6 protein-coding genes are annotated in these 25,936 nt (G+C 72.7%); 3 read left to right on the top strand and 3 right to left on the bottom strand.

Annotated elements, in window-relative coordinates; translation table 11 throughout:
• Window positions 1-57: 57 nt before the first annotated feature.
• The 3 genes from OG519_RS13155 to OG519_RS13145 form a co-directional block, all read right to left on the bottom strand.
• Complete coding sequence (locus tag OG519_RS13155; protein WP_405582825.1) at window positions 58-11,166, bottom strand: amino acid adenylation domain-containing protein; 11,109 nt, start codon at window positions 11,164-11,166, stop codon at window positions 58-60.
• Window positions 11,163-22,358: an amino acid adenylation domain-containing protein gene (locus OG519_RS13150; RefSeq protein ID WP_405582823.1), complete on the bottom strand. Its 11,196-nt coding sequence runs from the start codon at window positions 22,356-22,358 to the stop codon at window positions 11,163-11,165. The genes OG519_RS13155 and OG519_RS13150 overlap by 4 nt, the downstream gene beginning before the upstream one ends.
• Window positions 22,359-22,669: 311 nt before the next feature.
• The gene (locus OG519_RS13145) at window positions 22,670-22,888 is read right to left on the bottom strand and encodes an MbtH family protein (protein ID WP_405582821.1); all 219 of its coding nucleotides are present in this window, start codon (window positions 22,886-22,888) and stop codon (window positions 22,670-22,672) included.
• Window positions 22,889-23,959: 1,071 nt separating this feature from the next.
• Here OG519_RS13145 and OG519_RS13140 point away from each other — a divergent pair.
• The 3 genes from OG519_RS13140 to OG519_RS13130 all read left to right on the top strand — a co-directional run bounded on the left by OG519_RS13140 (window position 23,960) and on the right by OG519_RS13130 (window position 25,912).
• A complete protein-coding gene (locus OG519_RS13140) occupies window positions 23,960-24,508 on the top strand; it encodes a DUF1062 domain-containing protein (protein WP_405582819.1) in 549 nt (182 codons plus the stop codon).
• A gap of 259 nt (window positions 24,509-24,767) precedes the next feature.
• Window positions 24,768-25,223, top strand: a complete 456-nt coding sequence (locus OG519_RS13135) for a group II truncated hemoglobin (protein ID WP_405582817.1) — start codon at window positions 24,768-24,770, stop codon at window positions 25,221-25,223.
• Window positions 25,220-25,912, top strand: coding sequence for a TMEM175 family protein (locus tag OG519_RS13130; protein ID WP_405582815.1), 693 nt, complete (start codon window positions 25,220-25,222; stop codon window positions 25,910-25,912). Before OG519_RS13135 ends, OG519_RS13130 begins: the two co-directional genes overlap by 4 nt.
• Window positions 25,913-25,936 lie beyond the last annotated feature (24 nt).

Here is a 25,936-nt window from a genome sequence, read left to right as displayed (position 1 = left end):
GGCCGGGCGGCCGAACGGCGCGCCCGGAGACGGGTCATGGGGCGTGGCGGCGGCGGATCAGTGACCTTCGCCGCGCGAGGACGGGGACGAGTACGAGGACCGGGACGTGGACGGAGGCGCGGGCAGGAATCCGGTCCGTACGAACCAGTCGACATACGTACGAATGGTGGCGTCGGTGATCCGCGGCGCCGGAACGCCGAGGCGGCTCAACTCCGCCGCGGTCCGCGAGGAGTCGAACGCGCGGGCGGCCGGCGGGGTCGCCGGAGCGGCCCCGGACCGCTCGGCGGCCCGGGCGTCGGACCGCATACCGAGCAGCAACTGGGCGGCGGAAGCACCGGCGTTGCCGTGCCCGGAAGGGTCGCTCTGGTCGCTCTGGTCGCTCTGGCCGCTCTGGCCGCCCTGGTCACCGGCGGCGCTCCGCCGCTCGACCCGCTCCCACCACCGCTCCGCCGGCAGCCCATCGAGTACGAAGCCGCGCTCGCGCAGCACCGCGAAGACCCGGTCGATGGTCGGCGCGGCCGGATCCGTGAAGTGGAAGTCGGCCCCCGGCGCGAGCCGTTCGCCGGCCAGCCGGACGATCGCCGCGCTGACGTGGTCCACCGGGACCCAGCCGGTCGGCTCCGCGGCCCCCTCGGGCACCGCCCCCGCCTGCACGCACCCCTTGACGAACTGCCAGAGCAGGTCGTGCTCCTGGCAGGCTCCGGTGGTGCGGTCGCCGGAGATCCGGCCCGGGCGGTGCACATGCACGGGCACGCCGTGCTGCCGCGCCAGGTGGGCGATGCCTTCCGCCACCCACTTGCTCTGGACGTAACCGCTGGTCAGCGCCTCCGGCGGCCCGGGGGGCGTGGTCTCGACGATCGCCGCCCGGTCCGCGCCACCGAGCGCGTACACACTGGTCGTCGAGACGAAGTGCATGACCCCGGCGGCCGAGTCCGCGACCACCCGGAGCAGTTCCCTGGTGCCCTCGACGTTCGCGGCCCGCAGACTCCCGTACGGCGCCAGTACGTTGACGTCCGCGCCGTTGTGGATCACGGTGCCGACGCGCCGGCTCAGCGAGGTCAGCGCCTGCTTGTCCCAGCCGAGCGAGGGGGCGGACAGGTCGCCGGGCAGCGGTACGATCCGGCCCTCGTACTCCGCCCGCCACAGGCCGTAGTGGGTGAGCGCGGCCCGCAGCCGGTGCAGGCCCTGCTCGGGACCGTCCGCCCGGACCAGGCACTCCACCGGGTCGTCGGCCGACTCCAGCAGGTCGCGCAGCAGGAACGCGCCGAGGAAGCCGGTGGCGCCGGTGAGCAGCGTCCGGCCATCGCAGGCCGACGGCCCGGCGGCCGGGACGGCGAGCGGGGTCGGGGCGGCCGACGGGTTCAGGGCGGTCGGCGTCAGTCCCGACGACGAGGTCAGGGCGGTCCGGACGCGCCGGACGTCGCCGAGCGTCTCCACCTCCTTGACCAGATCCACCGGACCGGCGTCCACATCGCCGTCCCTGGCCAGGTCGAGCAGCCGGGCCACGGCGGCGACCGTCGGGGCGGTGAAGAGTTCCCGGATCGGCAGCCGCACCCCGAAGAGTTCGTCGACGCGCTGGGCCAGCCTGACCAGGAGCAGGGAGTGGCCGCCGAGGTCGAAGAAGTCGTCGTCGATGGTCAGCCGGGGGACATCCAGCAACTCGGCGAAGGCCTCGCAGAGGGCCTGTTCCTGGGGGGTACGCGGGGCCCGGCCGCCGGCGGAGGTCCGGTCGGGAGCCGGCAACGCCCGCCGGTCCAGCTTGCCGTTGGGGGTGAGCGGCAGCGCGGGCAGCCGGACGAAGGCGGCCGGGATCATGTGGCCGGGCAGGCTGTCGGCCAGCGCGGTGCGCAACTCCGCGTCGTCCACGCGGCCTTCGGCCCCGGTGAGGTAGGCGACGATGCGGCGCTCGCCCGGCTGGTCCTCGCGGATGATGGCGCAGGCCGCGCCGACACCCGCCAAGGACGTCAACGCCGCCTCGATCTCGCCGAGTTCGATCCGGAAGCCGCGCAGTTTGACCTGGTCGTCGGCGCGGCCGAGGTAGTCGAGCCGCCCGTCGGTGTTCCAGCGGACCAGGTCGCCGGTGCGGTACATCCGGCTGCCCGCCGGCCCGTACGGATCGGCCACGAACCGGCCTGCCGTGAGGCCCGGACGCCCGAGATAGCCGCGGGCGAGCGCCGGCCCTGCCACGTACAGCTCACCGACCACACCGGGCGGCAGCAGGTCGAGAGCGTCACCCAGCACGTAGACCCGGGCGTTGTGCACCGGGCCGCCGATCGACACGGTGTGACCGGGGGCGGCGTGGCCGTCGGCGGTCAGGGGTCCGCTGAGGGTGACGCAGACGGTGGCCTCGGTCGGGCCGTACGCGTTGTGGATCCGCCGGCCGGGCGCCCAGCGCCGCACCAGTTCCGGGGTGCACGCCTCGCCGGCCAGGACCAGCGTGGCGCCGGCGAAGGCGCGGGCGTCGTACGGGGTGGCGGCGAGTACGGCGGGCGTCATCGTGACGTGGGTGATGCCCTCGCGCGCCGCCAGCGCGGTCAGTTCGTGGCCGGGGAGCAGGGTGGCGGGGTCGGCGAGGACCAGGGTGGCGCCGAGGCCGAGCGCCATCCCCAGCTCCCAGAAGGCCGCGTCGAAGCTGGGGGACGCCATCTGGAGCACGGTGCTGTCGCTGGTGACGCCGAGGATGTCCGCGTGGGTGCGCAGCAGGCTCGCCACGCCGCGGTGGGTGACCGCGACGCCCTTGGGACGGCCGGTCGATCCGGAGGTGTAGATGACGTAGGCCGGCTGGTCGGGAAGGCACCGCGGCGACGGCACCGTGCCGGGCCGCTCGGCGAACGCGGATGACTCGTCGGAGGGTTCGGAGGGTTCGAAGAATTCGAAGCCGGTGACGGCCGCGACGTCGGCCGATCCCGCGAGGTCACCCGCGTCGCCGGCGCCCGCGCTCTCACCGGGGAGAGGGGGCGAGAGATAGGTGACGGGGCAGTCGGCGGCCGGGAGTTGGGCCGCGAGCTGCCGGGTCGTGATCAGGTGGACGGGCCGCGCGTCGTCGATCATGTAGGCGAGGCGGGCCCGCGGGTAGGCGGGGTCCAGCGGCAGGTACGCGGCGCCCGCCTTCGCAACGGCGAGCACCGCCACCACCAGCTCCACCCGGCGCGGCAGCGCGAGGGCCACCACGGTCTCCGGGGTCACCCCCTGGGCCGCCAGATGACCGGCCAACCGGTCGGATCGGGCGTCCAGTTCGGCGTACGTCAGCGCCTGGAACCCATCGCGTACGGCGGCGGCACCCGGGGCGCGCGAGACGTGCCCGGTGAACAGCTCGGGGAAGGTCGTGGCCGGCGCCCCGACGACCTTCCCACGGCCCAGGGCCAAGAGATCGGCGCGTTCCTGGTCGGCAAGGACGGTGTACGCGGCCAGCCGGCGGTCGGGGTCGGCGGTCAGCCGGCCGAGCAGGTGGCGGAAGCGGTCGAGCAGCCGGGTGACGGTCGCGGTGTCGAAGAGTTCGGTGGCGAACTCCACCGCGGCGTGCAGGCCGCTCTCGTCCGGCAGTTCGCTGAAGGAGAAGGTCAGATCGAACGTGCTGACGCCGCCGTGCCGGGTGAGCGGTGTCGCGGTCAGCCCTGGCAGGTCGAGGCGGGCGGCCTGCTGGTTCTGGAGGACGAGCATGACCTGGAAGAGCGGGGACTGGTTCTGGTTTCTGACCGGGTTGAGGTCTTCCACGAGGCGCTCGAAGGGCAGGTCCTGGTGCTGGTAGGCGCTGAGGTCCTGGTCCCGGACGCGGGCCAGCAGTTCGCGGAAGGTGGGGTCGCCGGACAGGTCGGTCCGCAGGACGAGGGAGTTGACGAAGAAGCCGACCAGGTCGTCCAATGCGTCGTCGGTGCGGCCCGCGATGGGCGTGCCCAGCGGGATGTCGGTGCCGCCGCCGTGCTGGTGCAGCAGCAGGGCCACAGCGGCTTGCAGCACCATGAACAGACTGGTCCCGGTCTCCTGAGCCAGTCGCCGCAGCTCCCGGTGCAGGGCGGGGTCGAGAGTGGCGAAGCTCAGGTCGCCGCGGTGGGTGCTGACGGCCGGGCGGGGCCGGTCCTGCGGGAGGGTGATCTGTTCGGGCAGCTCGTGCAACGCCTTCCGCCAGTAGGCGGACTGCTCGGAAACGAGGCCCTGTTCGCCGTCGAGCAGGTCGTGCTGCCAGAGGGTGTAGTCGGCGTACTGCACCGGTAGGGGGGCCCAGTTCGGGGCCCGGCCGTCGAGGCGGGCCCGGTAGGCGGTGGCCAGGTCGCGGGTGAGCGGGTCGAGGGACCAGCCGTCGGCGGCGATGTGGTGGACCACGATCACCAGCGTGTGCAGGTCGGCGCGCTGCCGGAACAGCCGGGCCCGCAAGGGCAGATCCCTCGTGACGTCGAACGACTGGTCCATGACGCTCGCGATCCGGCCGTCGAGCGAAGCCTGGTCCGCCACGTCATCGAGCACCAGGCGCGGTGTCGCCTCCGCCGCCGGCAGAATCAACTGGCGCGGGGTGCCGCCGACTTCGGGATACCGGGTGCGCAGCGTCTCGTGCCGGCCGACGACATCGCCCAGCGCGGCCTGGAGTGCTTCGACGTCGAGGGTTCCGTCGAGCCGGACGGTCAGCGGAATGTTGTAGGTCGGGCTCGGGCCCTCCAGTTGGTCGAGGAACCACAACCGCCGCTGGGCGAAGGACAACGGCAGGACCTCGGGCCGTGCCCCCGCCGTCACCCGCCGTCGGCCGTCGCCCGCGCCCGCGGTGATCCGGGCGAGTTGGGCGACCGTCGGGTGCTCGAAGAGTTCCCTGACCGACAACTCCACGCCGAGCACCGAGCGGATCCGGCTGGTCAGCCGGGTCGCCAGCAGTGAGTGGCCGCCGAGGTGGAAGAAGCCGTCGTCGACGGAGACGGCCGGCACCCCCAGCAGATCGGCGAACAGCCCGCACAGCACCTCCTCCTGCGGAGTACGGGGAGCGCGTCCGGCGTGGTCCCGGCCGGCCCGGCCGTCGCTGCCGGGCGCCGGGAGAGCGTGCCGGTCGATCTTGCCGTTGGGGGTGAGCGGCAGCGCCGGGAGCCCGACGAACGCCGAGGGAACCATGTAGTCGGGCAGGGTGGTGGCCAGTGCCGTACGCAGCCGCGCGGTGTCCACCCCCTGGCCGCCCCCTGCCCCGGTGGTGGTCAGGTAGGCGACGATGCGGCGGTCGCCCGGCTGGTCCTCGCGGATGATGGCGCAGGCCGCGCCGATGCCTTCGAGTGACGTCAACGCGGCTTCGATTTCGCCGAGTTCGATGCGGAAGCCGCGCAGTTTGACCTGGTGGTCGGCGCGGCCGAGGTAGTCGAGTTGTCCGTCGGTGTTCCAGCGGACGAGGTCGCCGGTGCGGTACATGCGGCTGCCGGCCGGGCCGTAGGGGTCGGCGACGAAGCGTGCGGCGGTCATGCCTGGGCGGCCCAGGTAGCCGCGGGCGACCGCCGGACCGGCCACGTACAGCTCGCCGATGACACCGCGCGGCACGGGGGAGAGCGCCGGATCCAGTACGTACAGGCGGCTGTTGACCACGGGGAGGCCGATGGGCACCGTGTGTGCCGGGGCGGTGGGGCCGTCAGTGGTGAACCGGCCGCTCATGACCACACAGACAGTGGTCTCGGTGGGCCCGTAGCCGTTGAAGACCCGTCGCCCGTCGGCCCACCGCCGCACCAGATCCGGCGTCGACGCCTCGCCGGCCAGCAGGATCGTGGCACCGGACAGAACCGTCTCGTCGGCGGGCATCGCGGCGAGTACGGCGGGCGTGACCGTCATGTGGGTGACACCCTGGTCACGGAACGTTTCTGCCAGGCCGGCGTTCGGCAGCAGCGTGGCGGCGTCCGCCAGCACCAGCGTCGCACCGCTCAGCAGGGCGGAGGCGATCTCCGAGAAGGCGGCGTCGAAGCTGGGCGAGGCCATCTGGAGCACCACGCTGCCCGCGCCGATCCCCAGCACGGACGTCTGGCTGTGGGCAAGGCTGTTGAAGCCCCGGTGGGTGACGGTGACGCCTTTGGGGCGGCCGGTGGATCCTGAGGTGTAGATGACGTAGGCGGGGTGGTCGGGCAGGACCGCGTCCCTGACGGCCTTTGCGGCCGTTGACGTGTGCCATTCGTCGCGGTCCAGGTAGGTGGCGGGTATCCCGGTGGGGGGAAGCTGGTCCGCCGACTCTTCAACGGTGAGGAGGTGGACCGGTCGGGCGTCGTCGAGCATGTACGCCAGCCGCTCGCGTGGATACGCCGGATCGAGCGGCAGGTAGGCGCCTCCGGCCTTGAACACCGCGAGGACGGCGACCACCAGTTCCGCCCGGCGCGGCAGCGCGAGGGCCACCACGGTCTCCGGGCCCACCCCGTGGCCCGCGAGGTGAGCGGCCAACCGGTCGGATCGGGCGTCGAGTTCGGCGTACGTCAGCGACCCGGTTGCGTCCCGTACGGCTTCCGCCTCCGGTGAGCGCGCCACCTGGGCCGCGAACAGGGCGGGAAACGTCGACTCCGGCAGCTCCCGGACCGGCCCCCGGCCCAGCCCCGCCACCTCCGCCCGCTCCTGCGGCGATACGGCGGTGTACGCGGTGAGTTGGCGGTCGGGGTTGGCGGTGAGCTGGGTGAGCAGGTGGGTGAGGCGGTCGGTGAGCCGGGTCACAGTGGCGAGGTCGAAGAGTTCGGTGGAGAACTCGACGGCGGTGTGCAGGCCGCCCAGGTCCGGAAGCTCGGTGAAGGAGAAGGCGAGGTCGAACTTGCTGACGCCGTTGTGGCGTTGCAGCACGGTCGCCTCGACGCCGGGCAGGTCGACTCGGGCGAGCCGCTGGTTCTGGAGGGCGAGCATGACCTGGAAGAGCGGGGGCTGGTTCTGGTTTCTGACCGGGTTGAGGTCTTCCACGAGGCGCTCGAAGGGCAGGTCCTGGTGCTGGTAGGCGCTGAGGTCCTGGTCCCGGACCCGCTCCAGCAGTTCGCGGAAGGTCGGGTCGCCGGACAGGTCCGTCCGCAGCACAAGGGAGTTGACGAAGAAGCCGACCAGCTCGTCCAGCGTGTCGTCGGTGCGGCCCGCGATGGGGGTGCCCAGCGGGATGTCCGTGTCGCCGCCGTGCTGGTGCAGCAGCAGCGCGAGAGCGGCCTGGAGCACCATGAACACACTGGTGCCGCTCTCCTGCGCCAGCCGCCGCACCGCGCCGTGCACCGTGGCGTCCAGCGTGCGCAGGTGCATGTCGCCGCGGTTGGTGGCTACCGCGGGGCGGGGCCGGTCCTGCGGGAGGGTGATCTGCTCGGGCAGCTCGCGTAAGGCCTTCCGCCAGTAGGCGGACTGCTCGGCCGCGAGGCCCTGTTCGCCGTCGAGCAGGTCGTGCTGCCAGAGGGTGTAGTCGGCGTATTGCACCGGTAGGGGGGCCCAGTTCGGGGCGCGGCCTTCGAGGCGGGCGCGGTAGGCGGTGGCGAGGTCGCGGGTGAGCGGGTCGAGGGACCAGCCGTCGGCTGCGATGTGGTGGACCACGATCACTAGCGTGTGCAGGTCGGCGCGCTGCCGGAACAGCCAGGCCCGTACCGGCAGATCCCGCGTGACGTCGAACGGCGTGAGCACCGCCGCCCGTACCGCGTCGTCCACCGACTCCTGCTCCCCGGCCGGAGGCATCCCCGAAGTCCCGGGCTCCTCCGAGATCCCCGGCGCTCCCGGCGTCCCCTCGCCGCACACCATCAACGCGAGTTCGGGCAGGGCCTCTTCCGGCGGACGTATCTCCTGCCGCGGTGTGCCGTTCGTCTCGGGGAAGACCGTGCGCAGGGTCTCGTGCCGGCCGACCACGTCGCCCAGCGCGGTCCGCAGCGCGTCGACGTCCAGCTCCCCGGTCAGCCGGACGGTCAACGGGATGTTGTAGGCGGCGTTCGGGCCCTCGAAGCGGTTGAGGAACCACAGCCGGCGCTGCGCGAAGGACAGCGGCAACGCGGCGGGGCGCTCCGCCCGCCGGACCTGGCGGCGGGCCGCCGAAGCGCCGGCGAGCACCGGCGCCAGGGCGGCCACGGTGGGATGGGCGAACAGCTCGCGCAGCGGCAGCTCCACGTCGAGCACCGAGCGGATCCGGCCGACCAGCCTCGTCGCCAGCAGCGAGTGGCCGCCGAGTTGGAAGAAGTCGTCGTCGATCGACACCTGGTGGCGGCCCAGCAGATCGGCGAACAGCCCGCACAGGATGCTCTCCTGGGGCGTACGCGGCTCCCGGCCGGGGCGGCCGGCGGGTCCGTCTTCCGCCTCCGGGGCCGGCAGCGCGTCCCGGTCGACCTTGCCGTTGGGCGTCAGCGGCAGCGCGGGCAGCTCCACGAACGCGGCCGGCACCATGTACTCCGGCAGCGCGGCGGCGAGGGCGGTCCGCAGCCGCACCGGGTCGAGGGACGGACCGTCGAGCCCACTGGCGGTCACGTACGCGACGAGCCGGGAGTCACCCGGCCGGTCCTCGCGGAGGATCACGGTCGCGCCGCGCACCTCGGGCAGCGCGGTCAACGCCGCCTCGATCTCTCCCGGTTCGATCCGGTAGCCGCGCAGTTTGACCTGGTCGTCGGCGCGGCCGAGGTAGTCGAGCTGTCCGTCGGCGTTCCAGCGGACGAGGTCGCCGGTGCGGTACATGCGGCTGCCCGCCGGGCCGAAGGGGTCGGCGACGAAGCGCCCGGCGGTCAGCGCCGGACGCCCGAGATAGCCGCGGGCGACACCGGCGCCGGCCACGTACAGCTCGCCCGCCACCCCGGGCGGTGTGAGCGCCAGCGCCTGGTCCAGTACGTACACCGCGCTGTTCCACACCGGCGTCCCGATCGGGACCGCGGAGCCGGGGACCGGGTCGCCCGGGTGGACGCGGTGGGCGACGCAGCCCACGGTGCACTCGGTCGGCCCGTACTCGTTGATCACCGTCGCGGCCGGGTTGCGGTCGCGCCAGGATTGCAGGACCCCGCCGAGCAGTTGCTCGCCGCCGACGATGAGGTCCCCGGCGAACTCCGGCCGGTCCAGGTGTTCGAGCAGCGCCAGATGGCTCGGCGTCACCTTCAACAGCCGGTACGTGGTGGGCGCCGCCGAGCCTTCCGCCGCCGCTGCCGTCCCCGCCGCCGCGTCCGGTGTCCGCGCGCCCAGGTCGTCCCACGTCACCTGCCCGCCCGCGGTCAAGGGGACGAGCACGGCGGTCACGGTGAGGTCGAAGGCGATGGAGGAGTGGAACGACGCGCTGCCCGCCGCCCCCGGATAGGTCGCCCGCGCCCAGGTCACGTAGTCCACCACGTTGCCGTGGGTGACCGCGACGCCCTTGGGCCGGCCGCTGGACCCGGAGGTGTAGATCACATAGGCCGGGTGGTCGGCGGCCGGGTGACCGGCGGCCCCGGCCGGCGCCGGGCGGGAGCCGGCCCCGCCGTCGAAGTTGTTGCCCAGCGTGTCCAGCCAGGTGGTGGCCACGCCGCCGGCCGGCAGCGTCGCGGCGATCGCACCGGTGGTGACCAGGTGCACGGGACGGGCGTCGTCCAGCATGTGGGTGAGGCGCGACGCCGGATAGGCCGGGTCCAGCGGCAGATAGGCGGCGCCGGACTTCAGGACCGCCAGGATCGCCGCGACCAGGTCGGCGCCGCGCGGCAGGGCGAGGGCGACGATCCGTTCGGGACCCGCGCCGTGCGCCGCCAGGTAGGCCGCGAGCCGGTCGGTGCGGGCGTCCAGCTCGGCATAGGTCAGGGTGGTCGACGGGTCCTGGACCGCCACCGCGCCGGGCGTCCTGGCCACCTGCTCGGCGAACAACTCGACGTAACTACGGGCAGGTTGCGGCCGTACGGCACCCTGCCCGAGCGCCAGCAGCGTCTCCCGCTCCGCTCCGGTGAGGCTGTCCACCCCACCGACCCGGCGGCCGGGATCCTCGGCGATCGTCGTCAGCAGCGCGGTCGTGCGGTCGGCCAGCGACGCGACGGCCTCGGCGGTGAAGAGGTCGGCGCGGTAGTTGAAGGCCAGCCGCAGCGTGGTTCCGGGGTCGACGGTGAGGGCGAGCGGGTAGTGGGTGGCGTCGGCGCCGCGGAAGCCGGTGACCCGCAGCCGGGGCAGGCCGTCCTGCGGCGGCGCCGCCGACACGGCGTTCAGCGGGTAGTTCTCGAAGACGGCGAGCGTGTCGAAGAGCGTGGGCAGCCCGGTGAGCGACCGGATCTCGGTGAGCCCCAGGTGCTGGTGGTCGAGGAGCCGAGCCTGTTCCTTCTGCACCCGCGCGCACAGCTCGGCCAGGGACTCCTGCGGCCGGACCTCGACGCGGACCGGGATGGTGTTGATGAACAGCCCGATCATCGACTCGACGCCGGGGATCTCCGGCGGCCGGCCGGACACCGTGGTGCCGAAGACGACGTCCCGCTGACCGGTGGCCCGCGCCAGCACGATGCCCCAGGCGCTCTGCACCACGCTGTTGAGGGTGAGGCCGTGGCTCCTCGCGGTCGCCCGCAGCGTGGCCGAGGTCTCGTCCGGCAGCGGTACGACGAGGCGGGCCGGCAGCGCGGCGGCCGGCGCCCGGCCGCTGTCCGAGGCGTCCCGCCCGGCCAGCAGTGTCGGGGCGGCGACGCCGCCGAGCGCGGACCGCCAGGCCGTCTCGGCGGCGGCCCGGTCGCGGCCGGCCAGCCAGGCCAGGTAGGTGCGGAAGGGGGTGACCGGGGGCAGCGCGCTGTCGTCGCCGTCGTGCGCGTACAGCTCCAGCAGCTCCTGGAGCAGCACCGGCATCGACCAGCCGTCCCACAGGATGTGATGGCTCGTCAGTACGAGGTGGTGAGTCTCAGGACCGAGGCGGACCAGGGTGAAGCGCAGCAGCGGCGGCTCCGCCAGGTCGAACCGCTCGGCCCGGTCGGCGGCGAGGAACCACTCCAACGCGTTCGCCGCGTTGTCCCGTTCCAAGCCGCTGAAGTCCACGTCCGACCAGCGGGGCGGTACGTCGGCGGCCACCGCCTGCACCGGCTCGTCCAGGTCCTCGTGCAGGAAACCGACCCGGAGGTTCGCGTGCCGGCGCAGCAGCGCGGCGGCGGCGCCGCGCAACCGGCCCGTGTCCACCGGTCCTTCGGTCTCCAGCACGATCTGCACCGTGTAGACGTCAACGCCGTCGGCGTCGTACAGGGAGTGGAAGAGCATCCCCGACTGGAGTGGTGTCAGCGGCAGGAGCTCTTCCAGACTGAACCCGGTCATTTCCTTTTCCCCCACTTGTCGGTCAGCCGGTCGAGCTGAGCCTGTTTGATGGTGATCAGCGGCATGTCCGACGGGGTGAAGCCACCCGCGTCCGCGCCGCGGGCGTGATCGACCAGGGCGCGCAGCACCCGCAGCCAGCCTTCCGCCAGCTCCGCCACGTCCTCCGCGGGCAGCAGATCCCGCGGCCAGGACCACTGCGCGACCAGTTGCGGCCCGGTCGACAGGTCACGGGTGTGCGCGTTGATGTCCAGGACGTGCGAGGCGGGCATGTCCGGGTCCTGGTTGCGCGGCGCGGGCGCGTCGAAGACCACCTGCCAGTCGCCGTCGGCGGCCGGAGCGGCGCCCGAGATCCGGCCCAGGTAGTTGAAGCCGATCTGCGGGGTGGTGTCGGTCCTGGCGAGTACCTCGCGGGTGGCGGGGTTCAGATAGCGCAGCATGCCGAAGCCCATGCCCCGGTCGGGTACGGTCCGCAACTGTTCCTTGACCTGCTTGAGCGCCTGGTCGAGGACGGCTCCGGGGATCCGCGCGGCGGTCAGCCGCGGCACCGGGCCGGGGTCGAGCCGGACCGGGAAGAGACTGGTGAACCAGCCCACCGTGCGCGACAGGTCGACGCCGTCCGCCAGGTGCTCCCGCCCGTGCCCTTCCAGGTGCAGCAGCAGCTCCGTGCGCTCCGAGATCCCGCGGCGGGTGCGCCAGCCGGCCACCGCGACGGCCAGAGCGGCCAGCAGTACGTCGTTGATCCCGGCGTGGTAGGCGGACGCCACCGTGGTGAGCAGCGGCTGTGTCCACTGCGTCGGCAGTTCCACCGTGTGGGTGCTGATCCGCTCGGCGGTGTCCCGGGCCGGGTCGAGCGGGCGGTTGCCGAGCAGCGGGTCGGGGGTGCGCAACACGCCTTGCCAGTGCGGGAGTTCGGCGGTCCGGCGGTCGCTGAGCGCGTCCGCGGTCAGCAGTTCCGCCCACTGCCGGAACGAGGTCGCCGCGGCCGGGAGCGGATCGCCCGTCCGTCCGGTGGCGTCGGGTGCGCCCACCGCCGTCCAGGCGGCGGACAGGTCGGCGGCGAGCGTACGCCACGACACGCCGTCGACCGCCAGATGGTGCACGACGAGGAGCAGCCGGCCGGCCCGCCGGGGGCCCGCGTCGAACCAGACGGCCCGCAGCATCGTCCCCGCGCCGGGGGACAGGGCCCGCCGCGCGGCCTCGCCCTCCCCGGCGAAGACCGCCTCGGCCTCGGCCGCGCCGAGTCCCGACACGTCCACCCGGGTCAGCGCTTCCGCCCCGGACACCGTGCCGACCGGGGGCACCTCAAGCCCTGGCCTGCCGTCGTCCGGCCGCTCCACCAGCCGCATCCGCAGCGCGCCGTGGGTGTCGAGCACCGCTTGCAGGACGCGGCCGAGGCCGGCCTCGGTGGCGTCCGCCGGGGTCTGGAAGGTCATCGACTGGTTGAACCCGTCCTGCCCGCCGGGCCGGTCGAGGAACCACGACACGATCGGTGTCGGCGGCACCGGTCCGGTGCCCGCGTCGGCCGCCCGCGATGGTTCTGCGGTGAGCGCCGCCGCGACCTGGGCGATCCGCTCCGGCGTACGGTGCACGAACACGTCCTGCGGGGTGATCGCCAGGCCGGCGCCGCGCACCCGGCTGACGACCTGGATGGACAGGATGCTGTCGCCGCCGAGTTGGAAGAAGTCGTCGTCGATGGTGACCCGGGGGACGCCGAGGACTTCGGTGAAGACCGCGCAGAGTGCCTCTTCCTCGGGGGTGCGCGGGTTCCGGCCGCCGCCGGCGCCGCCGGCGAGGTGGGCGGCGGGGTCGGGCGCGGGCAGTGCCGCCCGGTCGATCTTGCCGTTCGGGGTGAGCGGGAGGGCCGGCAGGTCCACGAAGGCGCCGGGCACCATGTAGTCGGGCAGGGTGACGGCCAGCGCGGCGCGCAACTCCGCGTCGTTCACGCGGCCTTCGGCCCCGGTGAGGTAGGCGACCAGGCGCCGCTCGCCCGGCTGGTCCTCGCGGACGACGACGCAGGCCGCCCCGATGCCCTTCTGATCCGTCAACGCGGCTTCGATCTCGCCGAGTTCGATGCGGAAGCCGCGCAGTTTGACCTGGCTGTCGGCGCGGCCGAGGTAGTCGAGCTGTCCGTGGTTGTTCCAGCGGACGAGGTCGCCGGTGCGGTACATGCGGCTGCCGGCCGGGCCGAAGGGGTCGGCCACGAACCGGCCGGCGGTGAGGCCGGCCCGGCCGAGGTAGCCGCGGGCCAGGCCGGCGCCCGCGACGTACAGCTCACCGGTGACCCCGCGCGGCGCCGGGTCGAGACGCTCGTCGAGCACGTAGCAGGCCATGCCGTCCAGGGCGCGTCCGATGGGCGGCGCCGTGTCGAAGGAGCTGCCGGAGTCGATGTGCTGCCGGGTGGCGAAGGTGGTGGTCTCGGTCGGTCCGTAGACGTGGTGGACGGCGGTACGGGGGCACGTGTCGGCGACCTTCTGGAGCACGCCGAGAGCCGCCGCCTCACCGCCCGTGCAGACCATCCGCAGGCCCGCGAAGACCGTCGGATCGGCCTCCGCCAGCGCGTTGAACAGCGCCGTCGTCAGGAACAGCGCGCGGACTCCCTCGTCCTGGACGAGGCGGGTCAGCGCCGTCGGACCGACCACGCCCGGCGGTGCCACCACGACGCGTCCGCCGGCCAGCAGGGGTGTCCACATTTCGTAGGTGGAGGCGTCGAAGGCGTAGGCGGAGTGCATCAGGACGGCGTCGCGGGCTCCGTCGAAGAGGGAGTCGCGGGTGAGGGCGAGGATGTCGGCGTGGGTGATGGCGACGGCTTTCGGTTCGCCGGTCGAGCCCGAGGTGAACATCACGTACGCCAGCCGCTCGCCACCGTCGACCACGGGCAATTCCCCGCGGAACGGGGGCTCTTGTTCGGCCAGGCGACCCTCGGCGTCGAGTTCGAGGACGTGGATGCCGGCGGCTGCGGCTTCCTCGACCCAGGCGTGGCCGCGCCATACCGCGTCGACCAGGAGGACGTGGACGCCGGCGGTGCGTACGGCTTGGCGGATCCGGGCCACCGGCCAGCGGCCGTCGAGCGGCACGTACGCGCCGCCCGCCCGCAGTGCGCCGAGTGAGGCGACCACGAGCCCGGGGCAGCGGTCCATCAGCACCGCCACGCCGCCCTCGGCCGCCACCCCGCGGCCGACCAGAGCGCCGGCCAGCCGCTCGGAGCGCCGGTCGATGTCCCGGTAGGTCAGCTCTACGCCCGGCGCCCGGACCGCGACCGCTTCCGGGTTCCGGGCGGCGGCCCGCGCGAACGCCGCCGGTATGGACAGGGCGTCCGGTTCTGCGGCGCGGCCCCGGCCGAGGACGAGGAGTTCGGTGCGTTCCCGGTCGGTGAGGGCGGTGTAGGCGGTGAGTTGCCGGTCGGGGTCGGCGGTGAGCTGGGTGAGCAGGTGGGTGAGGCGGTCGAGCAGGTGGGTGACGGTCGCGGAGTCGAAGAGTTCCGTCGAGAACTCGACGGCGGTGTGCAGCCCTTCCTGGCCGGGCAGTTCGGTGAAGAAGAAGGTCAGGTCGAACTTGCTGATGCCGTGGTGCCGTTCCTCGGCGGTGGCGGTCAGCCCCGGCAGGTCGAGAACGGCGGTCTGCTGGTTCTGGAGCGACAGCATGACCTGGAACAGCGGGGACTGGTTCTGGGTACGGGTGGGGTCGAGGTCTTCCACGAGGCGCTCGAAGGGCAGGTCCTGGTGCTGGTAGGCGCTGAGGTCCTGGTCCCGCACGCGGGCCAGCAGCTCGCGGAAGGTCGGGTCGCCGGACAGATCCGTCCGCAGCACAAGGGAGTTGACGAAGAAGCCGACCAGGTCGTCCAGCGCGTCGTCGGTGCGGCCCGCGATCGGAGTGCCCAGCGGGATGTCGGTGTCACCGCCGTGCTGGTGCAGCAGCAGCGCGAGAGCGGCCTGGAGGACCATGAACAGGCTGGTGCCGCTGCTCTGGGCCAGTTGCCGCAAGCCACGGTGCAGCGAGCCGTCGAGGACACGCACCTCGGCGTCGCCGCGATGGGCGCTGATCGCCGGGCGTGGCCGGTCCTGCGGAAGGCCGAGCTGCTCGGGCAGGCCGCGTAACGCCTCCCGCCAGTAGGCCAGTTGCGTCTCGGCCACGCCCTCGGCGTCGAGGTACTGGTGCTGCCAGAGGGTGTAGTCGGCGTACTGCACCGGCAGGGGTGCCCAGTTCGGCGCGTGTCCCTCCAGGCGGGCCCGGTAGGCGGTGCCGAGGTCGCGGGTGAGCGGGTCGAGGGACCAGCCGTCCGCGGCGATGTGGTGCACCACGATCACCAGCGTGTGCAGGTCGGAGCGCTGCCGGAACAGCCGGGCCCGTACCGGCAGATCCCGCGTGACGTCGAACGGTGTGCGCATCGCCGCCCGTACGCTCTGGTCCACCCACCTGCCGACGCCGTCGTCCGCGATCCCTTCCGGCGCGTCGGCGAACTCCCATCGCGGAGCGGCGGCCTCGACCGGCAGCACTGACTGGCGCGGGGTGCCGTTGGTGTCCGGGTAGACCGTGCGCAGCGTTTCGTGCCGCCCCACCACGTCGGTCAGCGCGGCTTGGAGCGCCGGCACCCGCAAAGCGCCGTCGAGGCGGAGGGTGAGCGGCACGTTGTAGGTGGCGTTCGGGCCCTCGAAGCGGTTGAGGAACCACAGCCGGCGCTGCGCGAAGGACAGCGGCAGCGTCGAAGGGCGGTCCGCCGCGTCCACGGCGGCGATCCGGTGGCGTCCTCGCCCGGCGCCGGTCAGCAGCGCCGCCAGCCCGGCGACCGTCGGATGCTCGAACAGGTCCCGGATCGCCAACTCCACGCCCAGCACCGAACGCACCCGGCTGACCAGCCTGGTCGCCAGCAGCGAGTGGCCGCCGAGCTGGAAGAAGTCGTCGTCGGCACCGACCCGGTCGACGCCGAGCAGATCGGCGAAGATCCCGGCCAGCGCCTCCTCCCGCGGGGTGCGCGGCAGGCGGCCCGCACCGGCGCCGCCGGCGAGGTGGGCGGCGGGATCGGGCGCGGGCAGCGCCCTGCGGTCGATCTTGCCGTTGGCCGTGAGCGGCAGCGCGGCCAGTTCGACGTACGCGGCGGGCAGCATGTACTCCGGCAGCGTCGTCCGCAGTGCCTCGCGCAGCCGCGCCGGGTCGAGCGGCGAGGCGCCGTCGGCGGCGGTCAGGTAGGCGGTGAGCCGCTGGTCGCCCGGCTGGTCCTCCCGTACGGTCACGGTCGCGCCGCGCACCTCGGGCAGCGCCGCCAACGCGGCTTCGATCTCGCCGAGTTCGATGCGGAAGCCGCGCAGTTTGACCTGGCTGTCGGCGCGGCCGAGGTAGTCGAGCTGTCCGTGGTTGTTCCAGCGGACGAGGTCGCCGGTGCGGTACATGCGGCTGCCGGCCGGTCCGTAGGGGTCGGCCACGAACCGGCCGGCGGTGAGGCCGGCCCGGCCGAGGTAGCCGCGGGCGAGGCCGGCGCCCGCGACGTACAGCTCACCGGTGACCCCCTGCGGCGCCGGGGCGAGGTGCCGGTCGAGGACATAGAGGCGCATGCCGTCCAAGGCCGTGCCGATCGGCGGAGCCGTCACCAACGAACCCCCCGGGCCGACCAGTTGGCGTGCCGCGAAGGTGGTGGTCTCGGTCGGGCCGTAGGCGTTGTTGACGGCGGTGCGGGGGCACGCGTCGGCGACCTTCTGGAGGGCGCCCGCGGCTGCCGCCTCACCGCCCGCGCAGACCATCCGCAGGCCGGCGAAGACGGTCGGGTCGGCCTCCGCCAGCGCGTTGAACAGCGCCGTCGTGACGAACATCGACGCGAGTCCCTCGTCCGCCACGAGCCGCCGCACATCGGCGGGCTCCAGCACGCCGGGCGGTGCCACGACGACGCGTCCGCCGGAGAGCAGGGGTGTCCACATTTCGTAGGTGGAGGCGTCGAAGGCGTATGCGGAGTGCATCAGGACGGCGTCGCGGACTCCGTCGAAGAGGGAGTCGCGGGTGAGGGCGAGGATGTCGGCGTGGGTGATGGCGACGGCTTTCGGTTCGCCGGTCGAGCCCGAGGTGAACATCACGTACGCCAGCCGCTCGCCACCGGCCGGTTCGGGCAGCGGGCGCGGCAACTCGGGCAGCGGCCCGTCCGTTTCCGGTGCGCCGGCGACCACGTTGCCGACGGCGTCGAGTTCGAGGACGTGGATGCCGGCGGCCGCGGCTTCCTCGACCCAGGCGTGGCCGCGCCATACCGCGTCGACCAGGAGGACGTGGACCCCGGCGGTGCGTACCGCCTGGCGGATCCGGGCCACCGGCCAGCGGCCGTCGAGCGGCACGTACGCGCCACCTGCCCGCAGTGCGCCGAGTGAGGCGACCACGAGCCCAGGGCAGCGGTCCATCAGCACCGCCACGCCGCCCTCGGCCGCCACCCCGCGGCCGACCAGAGCGCCGGCCAGGTCCGCGGTCAGCACGTCGAGTCGGGCGTACGTGATGGTGGTCGTGTCGTCCCGGACCGCGACGGCCTGCGGCGAGCGGGCCACCTGCTCGGCGAAGACCTCGGGCACGGTGCGCGCCGACCGCGGACCGGCGGCGCCGTGGCCCAGCGCCAGGACATCGGTGCGCTCCCGGTCGGTGAGGGCGGTGTAGGCGGTGAGTTGCCGGTCGGGGTCGGTGGTGAGCTGGGTGAGCAGGTGGGTGAGGCGGTCGGTGAGCCGGGTGACGGTGGCGGTGTCGAAGAGTTCGGTGGCGAACTCGACGGTGGTGTGCAGGCCGCCGTGGTCGGGCAGTTCGGTGAAGAAGAAGGTCAGGTCGAACTTGCTGACGCCGTTGTGGCGTTGCAGGACGGTGGCCTTGATGCCGGGCAGGTCGAGGTGGGCGGCCCGCTGGTTCTGGAGGGCGAGCATGACCTGGAAGAGCGGGGACTGGTTCTGGCTGCGGGTGGGGTTGAGGTCTTCGACCAGGCGCTCGAAGGGCAGGTCCTGGTGCTGGTAGGCGCTGAGGTCCTGGTCGCGGACCCGCTCCAGCAGCTCGCGGAAGGTCGGGTCGCCGGACAGGTCGGTCCGCAGGACGAGGGAGTTGACGAAGAAGCCGACGAGGTCGTCCAGCGTGTCGTCGGTGCGGCCCGCGATGGGCGTGCCCAGCGGGATGTCGGTGTCGCCGCCGTGCTGGTGCAGCAGCAGCGCGAGAGCGGCCTGGAGCACCATGAACAGGCTGGTGCCGCTGCTCTGGGCCAGCCGCCGCAGTCCCTCGTGCAGCGCGGGGTCGAGGGTCGCGGTGTGCACGTCGCCGCGGTGGGCGCTGACCGCCGGGCGGGGCCGGTCGAGCGGGAGGGTGATCTGCTCGGGCAGACCGCGTAACGCCTCGCGCCAGTAGGCGAGTTGTTCATCGGCGAGACCGGCGGCCTGCGTTGGCCCGGATCCGTCGAGCAGGTCGTGCTGCCAGAGGGTGTAGTCGGCGTATTGCACCGGTAGGGGTGCCCAGTTCGGTGCCTGGCCGTCGAGGCGGGCGCGGTAGGCGGTGGCGAGGTCGCGGGTGAGCGGGTCGAGGGACCAGCCGTCGGCGGCGATGTGGTGGATCACGATCACCAGCGTGTGCAGGTCGGCGCGCTGCCGGAACAGCCGGGCCCGTACCGGCAGATCCCGGGTCACGTCGAACGGCTGGTCCAGGATGTCCGCGATCCGGCCGGCGAGGTCCACCGCGCTCGCATCGGTGACGCTCACCGTGGGCGTCGCCTCCGCGGCCGGCCGGATGCGCTGGTACGGAACGCCGTTGACGTCCGGGTAGAGCGTGCGCAGCGTCTCGTGCCGGCCGACGACGTCGCCCAGCGCCGCCTGAAGGGCCGCGACGTCCAGCGGACCGTCCAACTCCACGGTCAGCGGGACGTTGTAGGTGGCGCTCGACCCCTCCAGACGGTTCAGGAACCACAAGCGGCGCTGCGCGAACGACAGCGGCAGCCGCTCCGGGCGGTCGAGGACGCCGACCCGCGGCCGATGGCGGCCGGCGCCTTCGCCGGTGCCGTCGTCGCGCCGGGACACCTCGACCAGCGGGGCGAGTTGGGCGACCGTCGGGTGCTCGAAGAGTTCCCTGACCGACAGCTCCACGCCGAGCACCGAGCGGATCCGGCTGATCAGCCGGGTCGCCAGCAGTGAGTGGCCGCCGAGCAGGAAGAAATCGTCGTCGGCAGAGGCGCCGGCTATCCCCAGCACCTCCGCGAACAGCTCGCACAGCACCTGCTCCCGCGGGGTACGCGGCGCCCGTCCCGACGTTCCCGCGGTACCGGCCGGGTCGGGCGGCGCGGGCAGGGCGCGGTGGTCGATCTTGCCGTTGGGGGTGAGCGGCAGCGCCGCCAGTTCGACGAACGCCGACGGCACCATGTGGAGCGGCAGCGCGGCCCCGAGCGCCTCCCGGAGCGTCGCCGGGTCGGCCGGGCCCGCGCCTTCGTCGGCGGTGAGGTAGGCGACGATGCGGCGGTCGCCCGGCTGGTCCTCGCGGATGATGGCGCAGGCCGCGCCGATGCCTTCCAGTGATGTCAACGCGGCTTCGATTTCGCCGAGTTCGATGCGGAAGCCGCGCAGTTTGACCTGGTCGTCCGCGCGACCGGCGTAGTCGAGTTGTCCGTCGGTGTTCCAGCGGACGAGGTCGCCGGTGCGGTACATGCGGCTGCCGGCCGGGCCGTAGGGGTCGGCGACGAAGCGCGCGGCGGTCAGGCCTGGGCGGCCCAGGTAGCCGCGGGCGACCGCCGGACCGGCTACGTACAGCTCGCCGATGACACCGCGCGGCACCGGGGAGAGCGCCGGATCCAGTACGTACAGGCGGCTGTTGACCACCGGGAGGCCGATGGGCACCGTGTGCGTCGGGGCGGCGGGGCCGTCGGCGGTGAGCCGGCCGCTCATGGCCACACAGACGGTGGTCTCGGTCGGGCCGTACGCGTTGTGGATCCGCCGGCCGGGCGCCCAGCGGCGGACCAGGCCGGGGGAGGACGCCTCACCGGCCACGATGATGCGGGCACCGGCGAAGGCGTCGGCGTCGTACGGGGTGGCGGCGAGCACGGCCGGGGTGAGGGTGACGTGCGTGACGGCCTCGGCGGCGGCGAGCCGGATGAGCGCGGGCCCCGGCAGGAGCGTGTCGGCGTCGGCCAGCAGCAGGGTGGCACCGTTGCCGAGCGCCATGGCCAGATCCCAGAAGGCCGCGTCGAAGCTGGGGGACGCCATCTGGAGCACCGTGCTGTCACCGCTGACGCCCAGTACCTCGGCGTGCGTACGCATCAGGGAGGCCACACCCCGGTGGGTGACGGTGACGCCTTTGGGGCGGCCGGTGGATCCTGAGGTGTAGATGACGTAGGCGGGGTGGTCGGGCAGGACCGCGTCCCTGACGGGCTTCGCGGCCGTTGGCGTGTGCCATGCGTCGCGGTCCAGGTAGGTGGCGGGTATCCCGGTGGGGGGCAGCTGGTCCGCCAACTCCTGGACGGTGAGGAGGTGGACCGGTCGGGCGTCGTCGAGCATGTACGCCAGCCGCTCGCGTGGATACGCCGGGTCGAGCGGCAGGTAGGCGCCTCCCGCCTTGAACACGGCGAGGACGGCGACCACCAGTTCCGCCCGGCGTGGCAGCGCGAGGGCGACCACGGTCTCCGGGCCCACCCCGTGGCCCGCGAGGTGAGCGGCCAACCGGTCGGAGCGCGCGTCGAGTTCGGCGTACGTCAGCGACCCGGTTGCGTCCCGTACGGCTTCCGCTTCCGGTGAGCGCGCCACCTGGGCCGCGAACAGGGCGGGAAACGTGGACTCCGGCAGCTCCCGGACCGGCCCTCGGCCCAGCTCCGCCACCTCCGCCCGCTCCTGCGGCGATACGGACTGGAGGGCGGCGAGCGGTGTTTCGGGCCGCGCGCCGGAGAACGAGGTCAGCAGGGCGACGATTCCGCGCTGGTGCGGAGCCAGGCTTTCCGGCGGATAAAGCTGGGGGTTCGCGTCGAAGCCGATGAGCGGGCCGGTGGCTTCCGACCTCTCGGAGAGGAAGAAGGCGATTTCGTCCACCGGTCCGGTGGACAGGATGCGGGACTTCGACGGGGCGTCACCGAACATCAACCCGTAGTCGTACGGCATGATGTTGACCACCAGGCTGCTCATGGCCGTGGGGTTCGGGCCACCGGACGCCTTCAGATCCCGGACCAACATCTCCCGGGAATAGCGGCGGTGACGCAGTGCGCCGCGGATTTCCGCCGCGACGTGTCCGATCAGTTCGCCCACGGTCATACCCGGCGATATGCGCACCCGCAGCGGGACGACATTGGCGGTCATGCCGGGAATCTCGGTGTGTGTGCCGGCCCGGCCGTTCGTGGTCAGGCCCAGCATGACGTCGCCCGAGCCGGTGGCCCGCGCGACATGCAGCGCGGCGGCGGCGACCGCGACGGCCGACCAGGTGGTACGGGCGGCGCGGCCGACGGCCTTCAGCCCGGTCAGTACGTCGGCGCCGAGTCCTTCCGCGACGTGCAGGCCGGCGGCGGCGTTCTCCGTTTCCCCGGCGGCCGGGTCGCCGTCGAAGCCGCTGGAGCCGCCGGGGCCGCCGGGCGCCGTGACGCGCGGGGGGACCAGGTTCTCCGGCGCCGGGAAGTCAGGAAAGCGGCCGGCCCAGTAGGCGCGGTCACGGGTGTGGTCCGCGGATTCCGTATACGCCCGGTCGCTGTCCACCAGCGCCCGCAGCGAGGCGGTCTTCGGCTCGATCGCGGTCCCGGCCACCAGCGCCGTATACAGTTCGGCCACCCGCCGGCCCAGCAGCGAAAAACCCAGTCCGTCCATCACGAGATGGTGATAGCGCGAATACCAGAGGTACCGGTCCTCGGCCACCTTGAGCAGGAGATGGGCGAAGAGTTCGGCGGGCCGTGTCGGATCCGTCGGTCTGCGCAGGTCTTCCGCCATGCGTCTTTCGGCGGCGGCGGGCGGATCGGCATGCGTGGTGAGATCGATGACCGAAGGCGCTACCCGGCGCGGGACCAGTTGCCGCTGATACGGGAGGCCGTCGACCGTGAAGAATTCGACGTGCAGCGACCCGCACTCCGCCACGGCTGTCGCCACGGCCTCGGTGAAGGCGTTCTCGTCGATACGGGAGGCCATCTCGATGCATTCGGCGATGTTGTACTTCGGGCTCGTCGGGTCCAGGTGCTGGCTGAACCAGACTCCCTGCTGAGCATAGGTCAGCGGCAGGATAGGGGAATCGATTTCGGGCATGCCAATTCCGCCGTTCGGGAAAGTTCTGCGAAGTGAGGGGAAAGGGAGGCGGTGACCGGCGTCGAGCGCGCTCGGCGGCGCCGCCGGACAGGATGGAAAGGCGCCGGACAAGACGGGAAAAGGGTCCGGTCCGGCAGCGCGGTTCAGTGGAAGGCCGCTCCACCGAGGACGCGTCGCTCTGCCCACGGCACTGCGGCACTGCGGCACCGCGGCGGCGGCCCCGGCCGGGCCCGCCCGCATCGCCGCGTCGGCCAGCCGCCGGCTCATACGGTCAGCCGCCGGCGGGCACAGTCGGCCGCCGGCTCACACGGTCAGCCGCCGGCCGCGTCCATCGCCTTGACCAGGCTGGCCGGCCGCATGTCCGTCCAGGTCGCCTCGACGAAGCCCACGCACTCGGCGTGCGAGCTCTCGGCCAGCGCGATGTGCCAGCCCGCGGGCACCGCCGCGTCGGCCGGCCACAGCGAATACTGCCGCTCGTCATTGACCAGTACGAGGAAACGGGCGGTTTCGTCGTCGAACGGATTTGCCATCGGAGAACTCCCCCACATCGCGGTTCACTGACTTCGCCGATCAAGCCGGATCGGGTCGATGCCTCAGCTCTGGTAAGGCATCCCGGCCGGTAGGACAATACAACTGCATCGGGACCCGGTCAGCGTACAACAGCTTTCCGGCCGTTATCGGACGTTGCCAACCGGGGCCGGGATTGGCTGATGAGGGCCGCGAAGAAGGGTCGCTCGGTACCAGTTTGATTGACCGCGAGAAGTCGGGGTAGACGGGGGCCCGCCGATTCCGGATGGATTTTCGAATCTGCCCGCCTCGCCCATCTCACCTGTGGTTTCTCTAGCGGTTAAGGATGGGCACGATGGTTCCGTGAATATATGCGAGGCCAAAGCATGACGAGCCGTGGTGGCCGGAGGTGACCGGTCGATGGACGGTGACTAGACACTCGACCAGGAACGGCCAGATCGCTGACCGGAAAGCGACGGCTGCCGCGCGGAGGCGCATGGCACAGTCAATTGGCATAGGCCAGGGAAACCGGGCGCCGAATATCGCGCAGGTGTGCACTTCAGGGCCTTGTCCGGCGAGGGCCCGGCGATAACCGCAAACCACACCCGTCACACCGTTAACTGCCGCACCGTGTATCGGGCATGTTTCCGACCGGTGGTCTCCGCCCCCACCCGCCCACCCGCACGCGACCAGATCTACGACCGAGGCCGTACACCCCCTACATCCCCCGAACCACCGCGTATCGCCCTCCGGGCCGCCCCCACTCCCGACGGCTGCGGAATCGTGCCCCTTTGGGGCGCCCCCTCTTCCGGCGGCGGAGGAACCGTGCCCCGTCAGGGGCGCGGGGAACTGCGCGACAAGCCACGACGGCGCATGCGTCGGGGGCGGACCCCACGCGGGCGCCGGGGGTCCCAAAAACCGATGGAGCCGCGCCGCCAAGCGCCACTACCCTGCTGCCCGACCACGCCGCCAACCAAAGGCCTCCCTTGTACACCGTGTGAGACCCCCCACCCGCTGATCCGAAGCGCGCCGCGCGCATCTCCGCGCCGCGCTCCTTTCCGCTGCGGTCTTCTCACTGAAACCGGTGTACCCCTGTGCTCAAAATCTGGGTGGTCATGCCCACCTGCCCGCCAATCGTGCTGCGCCGCTGCCACGCGTGCCCGGCCGACCGCTTCCGGGCGAGCGGCAAATTCCGCGTCAACGCCAACCACAAGCTCATCGACGCCTGGCTCCTCGCGCTCTGCACCGGGTGCGGGGAAACCGTGAAGCTCACGGTCCTGGAGCGGGTGAACGTACGCTCCGTACCTCCCGGGCTGCTGGCCCGGCTGCACGCCAACGACCCGGCCCTGACCGCCGAGTTGCTCCAGGATCCAGCCCTGCGGCACCGCAACCGCGTCGCCCTCGACTGGGACGGCGCCTGGCGGCTCGACACCGGCGGATCCGATGACCTGGACCAGGAGGTGATCGACGTCTCGGTCCGCTTCGCCGCGCGGATCCCGGTCCGGCCGGTGCGGCTGATCGCCGAAGGATTCGCTGTGTCGCGGGCCGAGGTGGAGCGGCTGATCGCCGCGGGGACGCTTGTCTCGGCGGTCCGGCTGAGCGGCAAGCTCTCCGGTGACTTCACCTTCACCCTCAAGCGCTGAGTCCTCCTCAACCCTGGTGCCTGGCCGACACGTTCGGCCGGCCAGGCCCCAGGGCGCCCGCCAGGATCCGGTTCATGTGCCCGAAGCGAACACCACTGTTTCCCGGGCCGGCGATTGCGATCATTGCGGGGAACCGATCCCCACGGAGGGCCGACATGACCGTCGAGTACATCCGGTACCGCAGCTGCGACCCCGAACGCCGGGCCGACGTCGAAAAGGCAGCCGAGGTCGCCACCGTTCCCGAAGGCGGGCGGCGGCCGTGACCGAGCGCACTGGCACCCTGTACGAGGCCGTCGGCGGCATCGAGGCGCTCCGCCGGCTCAGCGCCACCTTCTACGACGCCGTGCTCGTAGACCCGCTGCTCGCCCCGGTCTTCGCGAACTTCACCCGCACCCACGTCGAGCACGTCGCCGTCTGGCTCGCCGAGGTCTTCGGCGGCCCCGCGGACTTCACCGCAGCGCACGGCGGTCACCAGGGCCTGCTCAACGCCCACCTCGGCCTGTCGATCACCGAGCGGCAGCGGACGAGGTGGATGGAGCTGATGACCGAAGCGGTGAGCCGGGAACTCCCCGCCGACCAGGCGCTGCGCCGCGAGGTGCTGGACTACTTCGCGTGGGGCACGAAGATCGCCCGCGCGGTCTCGGCCGACCCGGTCGGCACCGATCTCGGCACGCCGGGGCCGACACCCCGCTGGGGCTGGAACGGGCTCAAGTGAGCGAGACCCAACGGGTCGAGGCGTTCAGCGACGGCGTCTTCGCGATCGCCACCACGCTGCTGGTCCTGGAGATCCACGTGCCCTCCCAGCACGGGCACGCGCTGACCCGGGCGCTGGCCGACCAGTGGCCGTCCTACGCCGCTTACGTGGTCAGTTTCCTGGTCATCGGGGTGATGTGGGTCAACCACCACGCCCTCTTCGGCTACCTGGCCCGCGTCGACCGCACGCTCATCTTCCTCAACCTGCTGCTGCTGATGGTGGTGGCGGCGCTCCCGTGGCCGACGGCGCTGCTGGCCGAGCACTTGCGGGACCCCGACGACGCCCGGGTGGCCGGGGTGATCTACAGCACCGTGATGATGGTGCACGCGGCGCTCTACGTGGCTATCTGGTGGTACGTCACCTCCCGGGGCCACTTGCTGCGTGCCGGGGTGGACCGGGCAGCGGCACGCGCCACCCGCGTCCGGTTCAACCTGGGTGCGCTGGCGTATCCGGCGACCGTCGCTCTGGCCCTGGTATCCCCGGCGGTCATGCTCGCCGCGCACGGACTGATGGCCGTCTACTACGCCTTCAACCACCTGGCTCTACCCGACGGTGACCGGCCCGCCGCGCCGGCGGATCCGGGGCAGCCGGGGCCTTCGGGGCAGCGGCAGGCCGAACGGCCCGTATCCGAGTCGCCTCCCCTTCCGTGAGGAGCCCTCTGGCGTCTGCGGCTC

It is taken from the genome of Streptomyces sp. NBC_01190 (genome assembly GCF_045039895.1).
Classification (GTDB): Bacteria; Actinomycetota; Actinomycetes; order Streptomycetales; family Streptomycetaceae; genus Actinacidiphila.
Note: the sequence above shows the minus strand (reverse complement) of the source record. Positions and strands in the feature narration are given on the sequence as shown.

Excerpts from the sequence above, each read along its gene's own strand:
- OG519_RS13155 (WP_405582825.1), bottom strand. The coding sequence starts at position 11,166 with ATGACCGGGTTCAGTCTGGAAGAGCTCCTGCCGCTGACACCACTCCAG.
- OG519_RS13150 (WP_405582823.1), bottom strand. The coding sequence starts at position 22,358 with ATGCCCGAAATCGATTCCCCTATCCTGCCGCTGACCTATGCTCAGCAG.
- OG519_RS13145 (WP_405582821.1), bottom strand. The coding sequence starts at position 22,888 with ATGGCAAATCCGTTCGACGACGAAACCGCCCGTTTCCTCGTACTGGTC.